The following is a 206-nucleotide window of genomic DNA, read 5'->3' on the forward strand; positions in this document are numbered from 1 at the left end:
GCCACATCGCACGGCAACCGACGCCGCCCAACGAGCGGGCGGTGGATGTTTCACCGGCGGTATCGGCCATCGTCATGAAGCTGCTCGCCAAGACGGCCGAGGAACGATACCAGACGGCAGCCGGCGTCGAGCACGATCTGAGGCGCTGTCTCAGCCAATGGGAAATGCGGTGCCCGACCGACGCATTCCCGCTCGGCGAACGCGAT

Annotated in this window: 1 protein-coding gene; it reads left to right on the forward strand. The window is 66.0% G+C overall.

Annotated elements, in window-relative coordinates:
• Positions 1–206, forward strand: a 206-nt coding sequence (locus tag AF337_RS45855; RefSeq protein WP_152971305.1) for a hypothetical protein, incomplete at both ends; no start/stop codon positions are given.

This window comes from Rhizobium ecuadorense, from assembly GCF_001187535.1.
Taxonomy (GTDB): Bacteria; Pseudomonadota; Alphaproteobacteria; order Rhizobiales; family Rhizobiaceae; genus Rhizobium; species Rhizobium ecuadorense.